At 73.5% G+C, this 16470-nt stretch carries 13 protein-coding genes; 5 read left to right on the top strand and 8 right to left on the bottom strand.

Annotated features, from left to right (window positions below):
* Positions 1 to 108 precede the first annotated feature (108 nt).
* The 3 genes from ACFXAZ_RS24335 to ACFXAZ_RS24325 form a co-directional block, all read right to left on the bottom strand.
* Complete coding sequence (locus tag ACFXAZ_RS24335; RefSeq protein ID WP_384595006.1) at positions 109 to 1554, bottom strand: aldehyde dehydrogenase family protein; 1446 nt, start codon at positions 1552 to 1554, stop codon at positions 109 to 111.
* 411 nt (positions 1555 to 1965) lie between these two features.
* Positions 1966 to 3507: a PucR family transcriptional regulator gene (locus ACFXAZ_RS24330; protein WP_384595003.1), complete on the bottom strand. Its 1542-nt coding sequence runs from the start codon at positions 3505 to 3507 to the stop codon at positions 1966 to 1968.
* 174 nt (positions 3508 to 3681) lie between these two features.
* Entirely contained in the window at positions 3682 to 5970 is a 2289-nt protein-coding gene (locus ACFXAZ_RS24325; protein WP_384595000.1) for an ATP/GTP-binding protein, read from the bottom strand.
* Positions 5971 to 6690: 720 nt separating this feature from the next.
* Between ACFXAZ_RS24325 and gabT the strand changes: the two genes are divergently transcribed.
* The 4 genes from gabT (at position 6691) to ACFXAZ_RS24305 (ending at position 11262) form a co-directional block, all read left to right on the top strand.
* Positions 6691 to 8025 carry a 4-aminobutyrate--2-oxoglutarate transaminase gene (gene gabT, locus ACFXAZ_RS24320; protein WP_384594997.1) on the top strand — a complete coding sequence of 445 codons (1335 nt, stop codon included), beginning with the start codon at positions 6691 to 6693 and terminating at the stop codon, positions 8023 to 8025.
* 746 nt (positions 8026 to 8771) lie between these two features.
* The gene (locus ACFXAZ_RS24315) at positions 8772 to 9650 is read left to right on the top strand and encodes a hypothetical protein (protein ID WP_384594994.1); all 879 of its coding nucleotides are present in this window, start codon (positions 8772 to 8774) and stop codon (positions 9648 to 9650) included.
* 138 nt (positions 9651 to 9788) lie between these two features.
* On the top strand, positions 9789 to 10745 hold the full coding sequence (locus ACFXAZ_RS24310) for an alpha/beta fold hydrolase (protein ID WP_384594991.1): 957 nt from the start codon (positions 9789 to 9791) through the stop codon (positions 10743 to 10745).
* A 58-nt stretch (positions 10746 to 10803) separates the two neighbouring features.
* Positions 10804 to 11262 carry a Fur family transcriptional regulator gene (locus ACFXAZ_RS24305; protein WP_384594988.1) on the top strand — a complete coding sequence of 153 codons (459 nt, stop codon included), beginning with the start codon at positions 10804 to 10806 and terminating at the stop codon, positions 11260 to 11262.
* A 15-nt stretch (positions 11263 to 11277) separates the two neighbouring features.
* On the opposite strand, the gene ACFXAZ_RS24300 is transcribed toward ACFXAZ_RS24305, so the two are convergent.
* From ACFXAZ_RS24300 to ACFXAZ_RS24290, 3 genes are all read right to left on the bottom strand, one after another.
* A complete protein-coding gene (locus tag ACFXAZ_RS24300; protein ID WP_384594985.1) occupies positions 11278 to 12144 on the bottom strand; it encodes a putative RNA methyltransferase in 867 nt (288 codons plus the stop codon).
* A 146-nt stretch (positions 12145 to 12290) separates the two neighbouring features.
* Entirely contained in the window at positions 12291 to 12929 is a 639-nt protein-coding gene (locus tag ACFXAZ_RS24295) for an HD domain-containing protein (protein WP_384594983.1), read from the bottom strand.
* Positions 12930 to 13061: 132 nt separating this feature from the next.
* Positions 13062 to 13271 carry a hypothetical protein gene (locus tag ACFXAZ_RS24290; protein WP_384594980.1) on the bottom strand — a complete coding sequence of 70 codons (210 nt, stop codon included), beginning with the start codon at positions 13269 to 13271 and terminating at the stop codon, positions 13062 to 13064.
* Positions 13272 to 13550: 279 nt separating this feature from the next.
* On the opposite strand from ACFXAZ_RS24290, the gene ACFXAZ_RS24285 reads away from it, so the two are divergent.
* Positions 13551 to 14216, top strand: coding sequence for a phosphatase PAP2 family protein (locus tag ACFXAZ_RS24285; protein WP_384594978.1), 666 nt, complete (start codon positions 13551 to 13553; stop codon positions 14214 to 14216).
* Positions 14217 to 14718: 502 nt separating this feature from the next.
* Here the strand turns inward: ACFXAZ_RS24285 and ACFXAZ_RS24280 are convergent.
* Both ACFXAZ_RS24280 and ACFXAZ_RS24275 read right to left on the bottom strand, forming a co-directional pair.
* On the bottom strand, positions 14719 to 15054 hold the full coding sequence (locus tag ACFXAZ_RS24280) for a hypothetical protein (RefSeq protein ID WP_384594975.1): 336 nt from the start codon (positions 15052 to 15054) through the stop codon (positions 14719 to 14721).
* A 93-nt stretch (positions 15055 to 15147) separates the two neighbouring features.
* Positions 15148 to 16398 carry a helix-turn-helix transcriptional regulator gene (locus ACFXAZ_RS24275; RefSeq protein WP_384594973.1) on the bottom strand — a complete coding sequence of 417 codons (1251 nt, stop codon included), beginning with the start codon at positions 16396 to 16398 and terminating at the stop codon, positions 15148 to 15150.
* Between the last annotated feature and the right edge of the window lie 72 nt (positions 16399 to 16470).

Raw genomic sequence — 16470 nt, 5'->3', positions numbered from 1 at the left:
GCGGTGGCCGGGGGGGGGCGGGGGGTGTCGGGGGGGGGGGGGGTGTGGGGTACGGGGTGGGGCGGGAGCCCCCGCACTGTGGGCTCCGGCCGTGGGGTGGGGTGGGCGTCAGAGGGCCAGGCCGGTGAGGACCAGGACGCGCTCGTAGGTGTAGTCGTCCATCGCGTAGCGGACGCCCTCGCGGCCGACGCCGGAGAGCTTGGCGCCGCCGTACGGCATCTGGTCGGCTCGGTAGGACGGGATGTCGCCGATGATCACGCCGCCGACCTCCAGGGCGCGGTGGGCGCGGAAGGCGGTCTGGACGTCGTGGGTGAAGACGCCGGCCTGGAGGCCGTACTTGGAGGAGTTGACGGCCGTGAAGGCCTCGGTGACACCGTCGGTCCGCTGGATGGTGAGGACCGGGCCGAAGATCTCCTCGCAGGCGAGGGTGGCGTCCGCCGGTACGTCGGTGAGGACGGTCGGCGCGTAGGAGGCGCCGTCGCGCTTGCCGCCGGTGAGCAGGCTCGCGCCCTTCTGCACGGCCTCGTCCACCCAGGACTCGACGCGCTTCGCGGCGTCCTCGCTGACCAGCGGGCCGACGTCGGTGGTGTCGTCGGCGGGGTCGCCGGTGACCTGGGCCTCGACGGCGGCGACGATCTTCGGGAGGAGACGGTCGTAGACGGCGCTGTCGGCGATCACGCGCTGCACGGAGATGCAGGACTGGCCGCCCTGGTAGTTGGAGAAGGTCGCGATGCGGGTCGCGGCCCAGTCCAGGTCGGCCTCGGAGGCGTAGTCGGCGAGCACGACGGCCGCGCCGTTGCCGCCCAGCTCCAGGGTGCAGTGCTTGCGGGGCACGCTGTCCATGATCGCGTAGCCGACCTTCTCGCTGCCGGTGAAGGAGATCACCGGGAGGCGCTCGTCCTGGACCAGGGCGGGCATGCGGTCGTTCGGGACCGGGAGGATGCTCCAGGAGCCGGCCGGGAGGTCGGTCTCGGCGAGGAGTTCGCCGAGGAACAGGCCGGCGAGGGGGGTGGCCGGGGCGGGCTTGAGGATGATCGGGACGCCCGCGGCGATGGCCGGGGCGATCTTGTGGGCGCAGAGGTTGAGCGGGAAGTTGAAGGGCGCGATGCCGAGGACGACGCCCTTGGGGAAGCGGCGGGTCAGGGCGAGGCGGCCCTGGCCGCCGGCGTCGGTGTCGAGGCGCTGGGCGTCTCCGCCGTTGAAGCGGCGGGCCTCTTCGGCGGCGAGGCGGAAGACGGAGATCGCGCGGCCGACCTCGCCTCGGGCCCACTTGAGGGGCTTGCCGTTCTCGGCGGTGATGAGCTTCGCGATCTCCTCGGCGCGGGTTGCCAGGCGGCGGCTCACGTGGTCGAGGGCGGCGGCGCGCAGGTGGGCCGGGGTGGCGGCGAAGTCCTCGCGGACGGCGTGGGCGGTGGCTACGGCCTCTTCGATCTGGGCGTCGGTGGGGATGCTGACCGTGCCGACGGTTCGGTTGTCCCAGGGGGAGGTGACGGCGAAGGTGTCTTCGCCGGTGGCCTCGCGGCCGGCGAGCCAGAAGCTGTGCGTGGCGGTCATTGTGGGTCCGGCCCTTCCGCGAATGGGGTTGTGCGCGTGGTTCTTCCACCGTAGGGGTGGGGGGTGGGGGCGGGGGTTGTCCGATGTGTAGTGGTGGGGGTGGGGGATTTGCCGGAATGTCGTATGGGTGGGGATCTGGAGGTGGGGGTGGGGGTGTGTTGGGTTGTGGTGTGGGTGCGGGGCGGTGGGGGCTGGTCGCGCAGTTCCCCGCGCCCCTGAGGGGAGTGGGGGCGGGGCGGGGAATTCAGGGCAGCTCGGATCGGGCCCCGCGTGGGGCGGGTCGTTGGGTGGGTGCGGGGCCGTGGGGGCTGGGCGCGCAGTTCCCCGCGCCCCTTGGGGGGTGGGGGTGGGGCGGGGAATTCAGGGTGGCTGGGGATCGGGCCCTGCGGTTCTGCGGGGGTGAAGGGCGTCTTACTGGTTGGGCTGGGGGGTTGTTTTTAGGGCTAGCCAGAGTTCCATGCGGACGTCTGGGTCGTCCAAGGAGCGGCCCAGGATTTCTTCCACTCGGCGCATGCGGTAGCGGAGGGTGTGGCGGTGGACGCCCAGGTCGGCTGCGGCGGCGTCCCACTGCCCGTGGTGGGAGAGCCAGGCGCGGAGGGAGGCCACCAGGTCGCCCCGGCCGGTGGCGTCGTGGTCGCGCAGGGCGCGCAGCAGACCGTCGGCGAAGGCCCTTACCGCGTCGTCGGCCAGGAGGGGGAGGACCGAGCCCGCCGCCAGCTGGTCGTGTTCGACCAGGGTCCTGCCCCGGCGGCGGGCGATGGACAGGGCCTGTTCGGCCTGTTTGTAGGCCGTGGCCGTCGCCGTGGGGCCGGTGGGGGCCGACATGCCGATGGACAGCACGGCGTCCTCGTCCTGGGCGCCGCCCACCTGGTCCGCGCAGGACGTCGCCACCACTCCCCCGTCCGCCGCGAGGACCACCAGGCGCTCCCCCTCGGGGACCACGAGGATCACCTCACCGGCGTGCGCGGCGGCCGTCTCCAGGGCTTCGGGGAGCGGGGCGAGGGAGGCCGCCGGGCCCTCGGCCAGGAGGAGGCGGAAGGGGGCGTCGAGGAGCGGGCCGTACAGGTCGCCCGCCACCGCCCGGGCATGGTCCGGTTCGCCCGCCAGGAGCATGCGCAGGACCGCCGTGCCGATGCGCTGCTCCGCCGCGTGCAGGGCGCGGGAGCGTTCCGTGGTGAGGGTGAGCAGGGCGATGGCGGAGTGGACCGCGTAACGCTCGGCCGTGCCCAGGGCGGCGGCCGTGCCGACGGCGAGGGCGGCGTGCGGGCGGCGGCCGGTGCCCAGGGAGTGGAGTTCGACGCGGTCCTCGTGCTCGGGACCGCCGACGACCGCGCTCGCGGGAGCCGGACGGTCGCGCAGGCGTTCGACGTCGGCGGTGAGCCGGGCCGCCCGGCGCCCCGCCCACCTGGGGGCCACGGCGACGACGGCGCCCGAGGCGTCGTACAGCGCCGCCCACCCGTCCAGCTGGCCCGCGAGGGCGGCGAGCAGGCCCTCGGGGCCGCCGGACAGGGTCTGGCGGGTCAGTTCGCGCTGGGCGGCGAAGCCCGCGGTGACCGCCCGGTACTGGTCCGCGGCGAGGGCCGCCGACACCGCCTTGGTGATCGCCACGAACGGGGTGCGGCGCGGCACCTCCAGCAACGGCAGCCCCTCCCGCTCGGCGGCGTCGAGCAGGGCCCGGGGGACCTCGTCGTAGTTGACGCCGAGCGCGAAGCCCAGGCCGACCACGCCCGCGCCGACCAGCCGGCGCACATAGCGGGTCATGGCCTCCGGGTTCTCCGCGTCCAGCTTGAGGGCGGTGATCAGCAGCAGCTCGCCGCCCTCCATGTACGGCACCGGGTCGGCCAGCTCGCTGACATGCGCCCAGCGCACGGGGACGTCCAGCCGGTCCTGCCCGGCCCGCACGGTCAGCCGTAGCGCGGAGTGCTGGGCGAGGGAGGCGAGCGTCGGGGGCATCCGGGGCCTGGCCTTCAGATCGGCGGCGGGTGAGCGGTCAGCGGGGCCCGCTGTATCGCTGGCGATTGGCCGTCGTGTATGAACGGCCTTCTTCGATTCTGCCTCACCGTACGGTCCCTCCACCCACGATCCGGGTGCGGGCGGACCGTGGGCGGACTTCCGCCCCGCCGCCGGTCAGGCTCCCAGCTCCACCAGGCCCGGGGGCGCGTGCTCGCCGCGGGCGTCGGTCAGGGACAGCACCGCGTGGCCGGGGGGCACCTCGTGCGCGAGCTGGGACGCGGACCAGCGTTCGCGTTCCACCTGGCGGACGGTGACCGCGTCCGTGGTGACCGCCCGGCCGGTGACCAGCTTGCGCAGGGCGTGGATCGCGCGGGTCATCGGCTGGTCGGCGAAGACGGTGTGCTTGGCGACCTCGCGGGTCTCCACCCACTCGGTGCCCCACGCCTGCGCGAACCGGCCGCCGTCCCAGGTGGTCACCCCGGAGAACGCCATCCGGCAGCCCACGGCCGCGAACAGCGGGCCGTGCAGCGGCTCCGGTACGTCGCCGATGGTGCGCAGCGCCAGCACCACCCCGGCGTTCTGCGACCGCAGCCGCTGGACGCGGCGGACCGACTCGGCGGTGACCGTGCCAGTGGCGTCGTCCAGGACCAGGGCGGCGAAATGCGCGCGCCGCCCGTCCCGTACGACCGCCGTGAACTGGGCGAGGACCAGGCGGGTGAGCAGCCGGGACGCCTCCTCGTGGCCGCGTTCGGGCAGGTCGATACGGACCCGGAGGGGGTGGTGGGCGACGGCCCGCAGGGAGAAGGGGCGGGGGGTCGCGCCGCCTGGGCCGCCCGCGCCACCAGCACCGCTCGCGCCGCTCGCGCCGAAGAAGTCCGCGAAGATTGGGCGGTCCAGCAGGGCCAGCCGCCCGGCGAGGGCCGGGCCGACGTCGGCGGCGGTGCCGCTCTGCCGGATCCGGGCGTCCAGTTCGCGCCGCATGACCGTGTGTCCCTCGCCGGCCAGCGCGTCCCGCAGCGCGGTGAGGGCGGCGGGCTCGCCGTCGAGCAGTTCGCGCAGCACCGGCAGCGGCGGGAAGCGGCCGTGCACCGCGCGGTACGGGCCGAGGAGCTGGGCGAGGGCGGTGGCGGCGTTCTGGTTGCCGATCGTCTCCACATCGCCGACGAGCGCCTCGGCGAGGATCCCGGCCGCGTCGTCGGGGTCGTCGGCCTCGGCGTAGGGGTCCAGGTCGTGCACGGAGGCGGGGTCGCCGATCCGTACCACGACGTCGTACGACGTGTCGGGGCCGAGCCGGGTGCCCGCGGCCGAGACGGCGACGACGGAGGCGGCGCCGGTGAGCGCGCCGAGCGCGAGGGACTCGACGAGCGGCTCGATCAGCCGCCGGGTCTTGCCCGCGCCGGACGGGCCGACCACCAGCAGGGACGTGGCGAGCACATCCGGGCCGAGCGCGGCGCCCGCGCCCCGGTGGGCGGCCGGGACCCGGTCCCCGGTGCTCCAGCGCCCGATCCGCACCTGACCCGCGAGCGGGTCGTGAAGGGCGGTGCGGCCGGGGAGGTCGCGGGCGCCGGAGGGGTGGGCCCAGGCGGCGGCGCCGTGCCGGAGCACCGTGTCGGTGAACGCCGCCGGGCCGGTGCCGTCCTTCCCCGCGCGGGTCCAGGCGCGGTCGACGCGGGCGCAGTCGACGTCGTTCATCCGGCCGGTGCGGACCTCGGCGGTGAGCAGGTCGGCCGCCTGGTGCTGTCCGGCGCGGCGCAGCTCGGGCCACTGCGAGCGGGGCGGCTCGGCGGGCCCGGCGGCGACCGGCTGCCGCTCCCGGCGGGCGGTGAGCAGGGCACGGGCGTACGGCAGCCAGCCGCCGATCCGGGCGAAGGGCAGCACCACCAGCAGGGTGATCAGGCCGTACAGGGAGTCGACGAAGAGCTGGGAGGTGAACAGGTCGTACCCGCCGGAGATGAGGACGACCAGCGAGAACAGGGGGGCGACCACGGGCAGCGGGTCCCAGCCCGCGCCGGGGAACGCGTCCGGGAAGACGAGGCTCAGCACGATCAGCGCGGCGAGCAGCGCGAGCAGGGCCCGCGCGGGCTGCGGGCGGCGTCCGATGTAGTACCGGATCACCTCGGGCCAGCTGCCGAGGCGGCCGACGCCGTAGACGAGGACGGCGAAGAAGACCCCGTCGTAGACGACCCGGGCCTCGCTGCCCTCCATGCCCTGCGGCGAGGCGATCGTGCCGCCCCACCACCAGTCGTCCGGCGTGAGCAGCCGCAGCGGGGCGAACTGGTACGGGACCCCGCCCTGCCGCCACAGCGACCACAGGAGCAGCCCGACGACGAGCGGGACCAGCAGCCCGACCACGGTGATCGGCGCCAGCCGCTCGGCCCCGCCCGCGTCCTGCGCCGGACACCCCCCGAACCGCCAGATCCCGGGGCGGGCGGCGGGCCGGGGGGTGTCCAGCCAGGCGGCCATGGCGGAGGAGGGCGGGGGCGTACCGGGGCGGGGCGGGGTGCCGTACGGGTCTGGGGGGAGGGGGGGGACCGGGGGTGGGGGGGTGCCGTACGGGCCGACGGGGGGTGGGGTGGTGTCGTATGCCTCCGCAGGCGGCGAGGGGGTGCCGTACGTCTTTGCAGGCGGCGCAGTGGTCCCGTACGGGATACTGCCGTATGCCGCCCCCGCAGGCGGCGGGATGCTGCCGTACGCGTCGGGCGCTTGCCGTTGATGGGGGGTGCCGTACGGGTCGGCGGGTGGCCTCGGGGGCACGCCCTGGCCTGCCCGGTCCGGTCGATCGCCCGGAAGCCCCGGCGCCCGGTCCGGCCGGGGCGGTACCGGGGGCGCGTCCGGTGGTGCCGTCGGGCGCGGTACGGGGTCGGCGTGCGTGCGCCGCGCGTCCTGGGTCCCGTCGCTGTCCATCGCCTTGCCCCCTGAGCAGCCGTTCCGTCCACCGTCCGCGAGTCAATCTAACGCCCCCGCAAGGGGAGTTCACCGCATACGCGGCCGGGTCCCGGCGGACCGCCCGCCCGGCGGCCGGTGGCGGGTATGTCCACGGCGGACAACCCGCCCCGCCGAAAACGCCCACATGGAGCATGCCCAGCCCTCGCTCCCCGCCCTAGCCTGCGAGAAAAAGAAGGCAAGCGTCCGAAAAGCACCACCCTCGACCTGCCCCGAACGCACGATCACAGGGAGCCCCCCATGACCGCACTTCCGCAGGAGCGCCGCGTCATCACCGCCATTCCCGGCCCGAAGTCGCAGGAGCTTCAGGCCCGCCGTACCGCGACGGTCGCCGCGGGCGTGGGCTCCGTGCTGCCGGTGTTCACCGCGCGGGCGGGCGGCGGCATCATCGAGGACGTCGACGGCAACCGGCTGATCGACTTCGGTTCCGGTATCGCCGTGACCTCGGTGGGCGCCTCCGCCGAGGCCGTCGTACGCCGGGCCGCCGCGCAGCTCGCCGACTTCACCCACACCTGTTTCATGGTCACGCCGTACGAGGGCTATGTGGAGGTCGCCGAGGCGCTCGCCGAGCTGACGCCGGGCGACCACGCCAAGAAGACCGCGCTGTTCAACTCGGGCGCCGAGGCCGTCGAGAACGCCGTCAAGATCGCCCGCGCGTACACCAAGCGGCAGGCGGTCGTGGTGTTCGACCACGGCTACCACGGCCGTACGAACCTCACCATGGCGCTGACCGCGAAGAACATGCCGTACAAGCACGGCTTCGGGCCGTTCGCGCCCGAGGTCTACCGGGTGCCGGTGGCCTACGGCTACCGCTGGCCGACCGGTGCGGAGAATGCCGGGCCCGAGGCCGCCGCGCAGGCCATCGACCAGATGTCCAAGCAGGTCGGCGCGGACAACATCGCCGCGATCATCATCGAGCCGGTGCTCGGCGAGGGCGGGTTCATCGAGCCGGCCAAGGGCTTCCTGCCGGCCATCGTGAAGTACGCCAACGACAACGGGATCGTCTTCGTCGCCGACGAGATCCAGTCCGGCTTCTGCCGTACCGGCCAGTGGTTCGCGTGCGAGGACGAGGGGATCGTGCCGGACCTGATCACCACCGCCAAGGGCATCGCGGGCGGGCTGCCGCTGGCCGCCGTCACCGGTCGCGCCGAGATCATGGACGCCCCGCACTCCGGTGGCCTGGGCGGCACCTACGGTGGCAACCCGGTCGCGTGCGCGGGCGCGCTCGGCGCCATCGAGACGATGAAGGAGCTGGACCTCAACGCCCGGGCGCGGCACATCGAGACGGTCATGAAGGGCCGGCTCACCGCGATGGCGGAGAAGTTCGACATCATCGGCGATGTCCGGGGCCGGGGCGCGATGATCGCGATCGAGCTGGTCAAGGACCGCACGACCAAGGAGCCGAACCCGGAGGCGGCCGGTGCGCTGGCCAAGGCGTGCCACGCCGAGGGCCTGCTGGTCCTGACCTGCGGCACCTACGGCAACGTGCTGCGCTTCCTGCCGCCGCTGGTGATCGGCGAGGACCTGCTGACCGAGGGCCTGGACATCATCGAGCAGGCGTTCACGCGCGTCTGAGGCACGTCGGGGCAGCTCAGCCGTCGTGCGGGGCCCTGCGCGGATGCCCCGCACGGCGGTAAGGGTGTGAAGAAGGTGTGCGGGGTGGATGGCGGGGCGCGGTTCGGGGTGTCCTCGCCGGATCCCCTGTCGTAGGTTCGTCCCGGATGAGAGAGACACCCGTCCACAGGGGACTGTGGGCGGTATCAGGCCGGGGCCTCCCCAGCTTCGACCTGGTCGTGCCTCGCGCACGCACCCGGGGCCTCGGCTCCGGAATCTCCTCAGGATCGGACGGTCGCCCGCCCCACACCCCCCGGGGCGTGCGACGATCCGTTCCGGACGGCCGACGCGGAATCACCGTGACGCCCGCGAGAGCGGCTCACGGGGGTTGCCCCGGACGGCACGCCCATGAAGGGCCGGCACACACCCCCCCGTGTGCCGGCCCTTTGGCGTCCCAGGCTCTTCGATGCGCCGGTCCCCGCTGGATTCCTGGGATACGCGGCGGGTTCCTGGGATACCCGGCTGGATTCCTGGGGTACCCCCCTGGGTTCCTGGGATGCCGCCGGACCCGTACGACGGCGATTTCCGGCCGTCAGAGGTCTGGACGGTCGGCCGCCCCGCCCCGCGCGCTCCTCCCGATCGTGCCCGGTCATGCCCGGTCATGCCCCCGTCGCCGCCCTCTGTGCGCCGCCTGTCCGCCCTTCCCGGCGTCGTGCCGGACGCCGGACCCTGTGGGGTCGTGACCCCATCGGGAGGGAGACCCTGCGATGTCCGCGAGCGGTCGCGTTGTCCTGCGGGAACTGGCCCATCAAGTCGGCGGCAGCTTCGGGGAGCCGGTCGACGCGATGTTCACCCGGCTCACCGACGGACCACCGGGCGGCGTCGGCTGGGGTCCCGCGGACTCGGTGGCGGCCACCCCGGACGAGCACGGTGCCTGGCGGCTGGCGACCCGGCGCTTCCAGGAGACGGTGGTGGCGGCGGAGCGGGCGCGGGCGGCGGCCCGTACGAGTCTGCGCAACCGGTTTCTGCCGGGCGCGGCGCGGCGACGGGCGCTGGCCGCCGAGCGCTGCGGTGAGGTGCTGCGGGGCGCGGTGCGGGCGTACCGGCCGGTGATCGCGGAGATCGAGGAGCGTCGCGCCGCCGAGCAGGCCGAACGGCGGCGCCGGCAGCAGGAGCTGAACCGGCGGTGGCGGGAGCGGGCCGAGCGGGACGCGACGCGCCGGCGGGAGCAGTCGAAACGGCATCTGGTGGTCGCCGCGCAGGCGGTGTGGGGGTGGACGCTCACCGAGCGGGGCGGGGCGCGCGAGGTGTGGGTGTACCGGTACGACGTACCGCCGTCGGGACGGCCCGGTGATGCCGTGCGGGGTTCGGAGGAACCGCTGACGGCGGTCGGCCTGGAGCGCAGGCTGAAGGCGCTGGCGCGGGAGACCCGGCCGGGGCGGCTGACCTGCCGCTGGGACGACCGGGCGACGATGCGGGTGGCGCGCGAGTGCACGGTGGACGAACTGGCGGGCAACTTCGCGATCTGGTGGAGCGCGGTGACGCACTCGTACTGGGAGTCGCCGTCGGAGATACCGGAGGCGCGGAGCGGGCAGGGGGCGTCGTCGCTGTATCTGCGGGCGCGGATTCCGCATCCGGGGGCTTAAAGGGCTTAGGGGCCGTTGGGGGACCTTGGGGGACCTTGGGGGGCTCGTCCACTGGCGGGACGTCCGCCGGCAGGTCACCGTACGTACGTCTGGAATGGCTAGATTGGCGTTAGTCCAATCTGGACGTACGGTGGGGGCATGTCCGAGGCATTGTCGAGTGCGCGTCCCGAGTCGGGGCGTATGGGGGTGCGGGCGCCCGAGCGGGTGGGGCGGGTCCGGCTGGGCGATGGGCGGGGGCTGGGCTGGGCGGAGTGGGGGCCGGAGTCGGGGGTGCCCGTGCTGCTGTGCTCCGGCTCGGCGACCGGGCGTCGGCTGGGCCTGGACACGGACGCCGTGGCCGCGCTCGGGGTGCGGCTGGTGACCGTCGACCGGCCGGGGCTGGGGGTGTCCGACGCGCTGCCCGGCTGGACCCTGCGGGACTGGGCCGGGGACATCAGGGAGTTCGCCCGGATCCGCGGGCTCGGCCGTTTCGCCGCCGTGGGCTACTCGATCGGCGCGCCCTTCGCGCTGGCCTGCGCGGCGGCGGGGCTGACGGCCGGGGTGGCCGTGGTGTCCGGGACGGACGAGCTCGCGCATCCGGCGTTCGCGGGCCTGCTGGAGCCGGAGGCGCGCTTTGTCCTGCGGCGGGCGGCGGAGGATCCGGCGGGGGCCGAGCGGCTGCTGGCCGAGGCGGCGAGTGCGGAGGCGCTGTTCGAGGTGGTGACGGGCGCGCCCGGGGAGCACGACCGCCGGGTCTTCGGTGATCCCGGGTTCCGGCGGGCGTACCGGCGGGCGCTGGCGGAGGGCTTCGCGCGGGGGCCGGGCGGGTACGCCCGCGAGACGGTACTGGCGGCGACGCGCTGGCCGTTCGACCCGGCGGACATCCGGGTGCCGGCGGATCTCTGGTACAGCGCGGACGACGGGAACCCCTTCCACTCGCCGGACCTCGGGGCCACCCTCGCCGCGCGGATCCCCGCCGCGCGGCGGCATGTCCTGGCGGACGCGGGTACGGCGCTGCTCTGGACTCATGCGCGGGAGATCCTCGGGACACTGCTGGAAGAAACACTGCCAGACGGGACAGTGCCGGACGGGACACTGCCGGACGGTCACATTTGACACAATCAAGATGGTGCGCATCCTTGACGATGAGTCCGTCGGAGAAGTGGGGCACATCATGGACACGGAGCAGCTGGCCGGTGACATGCTCAAGGGCAAGGGGATGCGCAGCACGTCCCAGCGCCGCGCTGTGCTGACCGCCTTGCTGGGCAATCCGCACTCGACCGCGTCGGAGATCGAGGCGCGGATCGGGGTGGGCCGGGGCGCCCCGAGCGGTCTGTCCCGGCAGGGCCTCTACAACGTGCTGGAGGATCTGACCAGGGTCGAGCTGATCCGCTGTATCGAGCCCGCGGGCTCCCCGGCCCGCTATGAGCTGCGGGTGGGCGACAACCACCATCACCTGGTGTGCCGCAGCTGCGGCCGGATCGAGGACGTCGATTGCAGCGTGGGCGCGGCGCCGTGCCTGGACCTCGTCGAGAGCAAGGGTTTCGTCGTCGACGAGGCCGAGATCACGTGGTGGGGCCTGTGCGGCGACTGCCGCCGCTTCACGGAGGCGGCGGCGCGTACGACGTCGTGACCTCCGTCCGGCGGTTCAGTCCCGCCTGGGCCGGTAGACGCCGGCCAGTACGGAGACGGTGAGGCGTCCCCCGTCCGGCAGCCATCCGTCACCGCCGAGGTCCGCGCGCCCCGGATGCCGCGCGTTCGGCGTCATCGCCACCAGGTCGCGGGCCTCCCGCCCGGTCAGCTGGATCCCGTACTCGATCCGCTCGGTGCGGACGGGTGCGAAGTACGGGTCCAGGGTCCGGCTCAGCCGGGTCTCCTTCGCCGGGTCGACCGTTACCGCCGTCGGCAGCCGCTCCCGTAGTTCGGTGAGGTGGCGGACGGTCGGGCGGACCACGATCAGCCGCCCGTCCGGGCGCAGCACCCGGTGGAACTCGGCCGGGTTGCGCGGCGCGAACACGTTGAGCAGGACATCGGCCGCCGCGTCGGCCAGCGGGAACGGACGGAAGACGTCCCAGGCCGCCGCCGCGGCCCTCGGGTGCGCGCGGGCCGCCGTCCGCAGGGCGGGCGCGGAGGCGTCCAGGCCCAGGCCGCGGGCACCGGGGAGGGCGTCGAGCACGGCGGCGAGGTAGTGGGCGGTGCCGCATCCGGCGTCCACGACGGTGGGACGACCTGGCGGGAGGGGGTCGTAGTGGCCGGTGGCCAGGAAGGCGGTCCGGGCGCTGACCATGGCCGGGGTGTCCGCGCTGGTGGCACGGGTGCCGGTGAGGAGAGCGGCGTAACCCTGGCGGGCGAGGTCGAAGGTGTGACCCGCCGGGCAGCGCAGGGCGCGGGCGGCGGGGCGCAGTCCGGCACCGCAGGTCGGGCAGCGGAGCAGGTCGAGGATGTGTTCGAGGGGGGCGGGGAGAGGGGGGATGAGCTTCGGGGTGGGCTGAGAGCTGGGCAACGGCGTGGGCATCGGCACTCCGGGCTGAGGTGAGGGGGAGGCGGTCGCGCCGGGTGGGCACGACGAAGAGGGCGACGTCGGGTGACGTCGCCCTCGGACCTCCCGGTCACAGGAAGCGGTGCGGGGTGCTCACGAATGCCACGCCCGAAGTGTACGAGTCACTCGGGCCAGGCCGAGTTCTGGATGACATCGACGAAGTCGATGTGGCGGTAGCCGGGGACGAAGTGCTCCAGGACATCGGCGTTGACCGTGCCGAAGGTGGTGTCGGGGCGGTGCTGGAAGCCGTCGGTGAACGCCTGGAGGATGCGGTTCTTGAAGTCGGGGCGGGGGTGCGCCTCGGTCACCTCGGCGATGTCCGCGGCGGTGAGATTGTCCAGGCGCATGCCGAGCACGTCCGTCTCCACTCCGGCCGTGGTCGCGGCGATCTCCGGGGCCATCTTCCACGGCACTTCCGGGGTGGTGTGCAGGGCGATGGCGGTCCAGACGAGGTGCGCGTCGGCCTCGGAGAAGGAGTGGTCCAGCAGAAAGGCGCGGGCCTGGTCGGCGCCGTCGAGTTCGAAGCGCTGGTCGTCGCTGCGGTAGGGCTGCACCAGACCGGTGTCGTGGAACAGCGCGGCGACGTAGAGCAGCTCCGGATCGGGTTTCAGGCCCAGGGCGCGGGCCTGGAGGGTGCCGAAGACGAACACCCGGCGGGAGTGGTTGAAGATCAGGGACGTGGTGGTCGCCCGGATCAGTTCGGTGGCTTCGGAGACGACGGTGGTGTCGGGGATCTCGACACCCGCGATGACCTCACTCACGAGAACTCCAATCGATGCGATGACCGGCGGCGATAGCCGGTGGCGATATGTCCAGGATTGCGCAGAAAGCGGCCTGTTCATATCGCAGGGGCGGCCCTCGCACCCTCGGTTCCGGACATCACCGGGGGCGGGTCAGTACGCGGTCTCCGCGGTGTGGCAGGCGGTGCAGACGAACCGCCGGGCGGGCACCGGGCCGGTGGACAGCCCCATGCCGTTGACCTGGGAGATGAGGGAGGTGAGGACACGGGCGTGGTTCTGGCAGGCGGCCAGTCCACAGCGTGCGCAGACGCCGATGGCGGGCGTGCCGGTGCGGTCCTCCAGGACACAGTCGTAGCAGGTCATGGTCAACTCCATTGCGGGGATCGGCACTTGGCCGGACGGGGCGCGCCGCTCGACATCGAGGGCGGCGGGGAGGTGGGAGGAGGGTGGGCCCTGACATCGCCGGGCTGCCTGACTCCTTCAAGCCAAGCTAATGGCCAGTTTGGACTGAGTCAACTGTAAGGAGATGCGGTTCATGATGTGGGATGGAGCGCCTCGTCCCGTTACCGGCCGCCTCGTCCTGATAGCGGCCCGACCCGACCCGTTACCGGCTTGTCCCGCTCGGCTGCCAAGCTGTACCCCGTGCCACCGCTCAGCGTCGCCCGCGCCCTCGCCCTCCCCCCGGTCCTCGTCGCCGTCTTCCTGCTGCTCACCTGGCAGGTGATGACCGACGGATGGCTGATCGCGCTCGACGAGCGGCTGAGCCGGGGGCTGATCCATCCGGACCGGTTCTCGGAGCTGCTCTCCGACCTGGGCAATGTGCAGGTGGCCGTGCCGGTACTGGCGCTCGCCGCGGGCTGGGCGGCGTGGCGGGCACGGGCGGCGGGGGCGGCGCGCTGGTGGTTCCCGGCGCTGGGTGCCCTTGCCCTCATGGCGCTGGTGCCGCTGATCGTCGTACCGGTCAAGGTGCTCACCGACCGGCCGGGCACCCCGGCCGTACCGCCGGCCACGGGCTACTTCCCGTCCGGTCACACGGCGACCGCGCTCGTCGCCTACGGGGCCGCCGCACTGCTCCTGCTGCCCTGGCTGCGCCGGGCGACCGCGCGCCGCGCGCTGGTGCTGTGCTGCGCGGTGGCGGTCGCCGGGGTCTCGTACGGGCTGATGCGCCGGGGCTATCACTGGCCGCTGGACGTGGTGGCGAGTTGGTGCCTCGGCACGGCGCTGTTGCTGTGCTATGTGCGGGTGCTGGACAGGTACACCCGTGCGAAGCCGGGACACGGGATTTCCGGCGGAAGCCCTGATGGGTGACACCGCCTCACCCCTCCCACCCCAAGGAATCCGAAACCTCGGCACGTGCCCCCGCGCCGGACCGGCAGCGGGGGCAGCGGCACGGTGGCCAGCGGTGGGAGACGACGGCGGGCGGACCCGGAGAGGGCCGGTAGGTGCGCCGCACGACAGGACCGGTCCGTACGCCGTCCGGGCCGACCCGGTACGTCTCGATGGTCATACGGGAGGTGCCCGGCTCGGGCCAGCTGCCAACGTTCACCGCGCCACCGCCCCGCCCCGCCCGTGACCCGGGCACCCACGGTCCCGCCCAGTCCCGCTCACGGCCTCCCCCGGCGACTGGTGGGCGGCGCGTGGTGGCGTCGGATGAGGACGTTCATGTCCGACACCAGGGCCCCGTCGCCCTCGGCGGCTGCCTTCACGCGCTGGCGCGCCCAGGCGGCACACCGCTCGCACCCGGCGGGCGGCTCCGGAGGCGGCAGGGGGAGCCCCAGGACCGGGGGCGGCTCGGGGTATTCCTGAGGCTTCACGTGAGATGCCGCCCGTCCCTCATCAGGCGCCGCAGGCCGATGCCGGTCCCGCAGCCACCCGCGTGCGCGGTGCACTGCCCACACCCGGGGGCGTGATCCAGCAGCGCCCGGTACGCCTGACGCCCGGCGTGGTGATGGCACGCGCGCGGGAACCAGCGAACTCCGTCGTTCCGGCGCTCGCCGAGATCGACGGCGGACTCGGCGGTCAGGGGCCGCTCGGTGGCGTCCCAGACACAGACGGCGCCCCGCGCCTGGGCGTCGGTGAACGCGTCCCAGGGTGGGAGAGCAAGTAAGGCGGTCACCTCAAGGGTGGTCGCGGTATCGGCCGACATGGTTACGCCTCCACGGTCGTGGTGATCCCTTCACCCACGAGACCGTAGAGGCGCCCTGACCTCACCGAGGACCGGAATCCGGTCCCCTCGCACCTACGCCGCGAGCAGCCCGACATCCGCGGCCAGCGCCGCCGCGCGCCGCCGCCTGGGAGCCTGCTTCGATTCCACTTCCTCCAGAATGATCCTGCGGGCATAGCCGTTGTAACGGATCGTCTCCGGAGCCGCCCGGAACGCCTTCTCCAGCGTCGCGATCGCCACATCGGGCTGCGCGTCCAGGTAGTAGCCGCGCGCCTCCTCGATCCGGTGCCGGGCCCGGCGCGGCCTTGACGGGATGGTCATCTCGTCGGCACGTGCCGCCTGCCGGACGGACTCGCCGCCCTGGTGCAGCTCTACCGCGACCGTGACGGCGTGGGCACCCATGATGGCCCGCGAGAACGAGGTGACCGGGTGGTAGTACCCGGCGGGCAGCCGCGCGGCCATGTCGTTGGCCTTGTCCCAGTGCCGCCACGCCGTACCCGTCGCGCGGCGCCGGGCCGCCGTGTACCCCAGTTCGAACTCCAGGGCGCCCGCGATGGCGAGAATGTCGTCGTCCGCGTCGGGCAGCAGCGGTTCCAGAAACCGCGCCGCTTCCGTGTTGACGGCGTCGGCCGCGTCGTAGTGCCGGGGTCCGCTGTCGCGATGGGCCTGGCCGAGCAGCCAGGCGGCGACCCCGATGGCATGGGGGTCGCCGGAGTCCTGTGCGGCGACCATGCCCCGCTCGGCCACGCGCCACAGGAGAGCGCTGTCGGGCTGGTAGGCGATGAAGAACTGTGACAGTGAGTACGTCTGGGACAGGAGCGCCTGCGTACGGCGGCGGTCGGCCGCGCTGTCGGCGTTCCGCGCGAGGGCCTGGGCGTCGCGCATCAACTCCGGGAGGAGTCGGCCGATTGCCTCACGGTGGTTCCTGGCTTCGTGGCGGGCCTTCCACGCGGCGTGAAGGCGGGCCACCAGATGGGCGATCGGCGGGGGTTCGGTCTCCGAGGCGAGGGAGAAGTCGTCGATCGCGGCCTTGACGGCGGCGAGGCGTGGGTGGCCCGGGCCGATGAAGAGGTCGACGTTCATGTCCGGATGGCCGGTCAGCTCGGAGAGTTCGCGCACCCGCAGGGCCTCGGCGATCCGCAGCACGGTGTCGATTCCGGGGGCTTTCTGCTGCCCGTTCTCGATCTTCTTCAGGGTGTGCGGTGAGACACCGATCAGATCGGCGAGCTGCGCGCGGGTCATGCCTTTGCGCTCGCGGAGAATCTGGGCCCGCTGGCCGAACTTCAGCGGGTCTGCGTACGGCTCCGGGGTGGCATCCGATGACATCGTCTCGCCCCAATCTCTGAACGGCCAGGCACTGTCAGAGTATGGGGCGGGACCATTTTGGCGTGAGGTTTC

The organism is Streptomyces sp. NPDC059477 (genome assembly GCF_042749375.1).
Taxonomy (GTDB): Bacteria; Actinomycetota; Actinomycetes; order Streptomycetales; family Streptomycetaceae; genus Streptomyces.
Note: the sequence above shows the minus strand (reverse complement) of the source record. Positions and strands in the feature narration are given on the sequence as shown.

Excerpts from the sequence above, each read along its gene's own strand:
- ACFXAZ_RS24330 (WP_384595003.1), bottom strand. The coding sequence starts at position 3,507 with ATGCCCCCGACGCTCGCCTCCCTCGCCCAGCACTCCGCGCTACGGCTG.
- ACFXAZ_RS24280 (WP_384594975.1), bottom strand. The coding sequence starts at position 15,054 with ATGTCGGCCGATACCGCGACCACCCTTGAGGTGACCGCCTTACTTGCT.
- ACFXAZ_RS24300 (WP_384594985.1), bottom strand. The coding sequence starts at position 12,144 with ATGCCCACGCCGTTGCCCAGCTCTCAGCCCACCCCGAAGCTCATCCCC.
- ACFXAZ_RS24315 (WP_384594994.1), top strand. The coding sequence starts at position 8,772 with ATGTCCGCGAGCGGTCGCGTTGTCCTGCGGGAACTGGCCCATCAAGTC.
- ACFXAZ_RS24305 (WP_384594988.1), top strand. The coding sequence starts at position 10,804 with ATGGACACGGAGCAGCTGGCCGGTGACATGCTCAAGGGCAAGGGGATG.
- ACFXAZ_RS24325 (WP_384595000.1), bottom strand. The coding sequence starts at position 5,970 with ATGGCCGCCTGGCTGGACACCCCCCGGCCCGCCGCCCGCCCCGGGATC.
- ACFXAZ_RS24290 (WP_384594980.1), bottom strand. The coding sequence starts at position 13,271 with ATGACCTGCTACGACTGTGTCCTGGAGGACCGCACCGGCACGCCCGCC.
- ACFXAZ_RS24275 (WP_384594973.1), bottom strand. The coding sequence starts at position 16,398 with ATGTCATCGGATGCCACCCCGGAGCCGTACGCAGACCCGCTGAAGTTC.
- gabT (WP_384594997.1), top strand. The coding sequence starts at position 6,691 with ATGACCGCACTTCCGCAGGAGCGCCGCGTCATCACCGCCATTCCCGGC.
- ACFXAZ_RS24335 (WP_384595006.1), bottom strand. The coding sequence starts at position 1,554 with ATGACCGCCACGCACAGCTTCTGGCTCGCCGGCCGCGAGGCCACCGGC.
- ACFXAZ_RS24310 (WP_384594991.1), top strand. The coding sequence starts at position 9,789 with ATGTCCGAGGCATTGTCGAGTGCGCGTCCCGAGTCGGGGCGTATGGGG.